The following is a 232-nucleotide window of genomic DNA, read 5'->3' on the forward strand; positions in this document are numbered from 1 at the left end:
CTTCGCAGCATTCATACTTTGCCAAATTGGATTACTTTCAATTTCTTCTAACACTTTCGGGTTTTTATTTTCACTTGCCTCATATTGTAAGAAAATATAATCTGGGTTAAGTTCAGCAAGTTTTTCAAATGAAATTTTCTCTTGTGCTTTTACAGTTTTCACTTGTTCTGGAGCAGTTAGTCCAAGATCTTTATAAATTATAGGGTTGAAGTATACTCCTTCTGGATATAGG

At 32.8% G+C, this 232-nt stretch carries 1 protein-coding gene; it reads right to left on the reverse strand.

The genetic code is table 11. From position 1 onward, the window contains the following. Positions 1-232 (reverse strand): ABC transporter substrate-binding protein (locus SB717_RS39865; protein WP_410908891.1); only part of this gene is annotated, 232 nt, incomplete at both ends.

The organism is Priestia sp. SIMBA_032 (genome assembly GCF_046535215.1).
Taxonomy (GTDB): Bacteria; Bacillota; Bacilli; order Bacillales; family Bacillaceae_H; genus Priestia; species Priestia aryabhattai.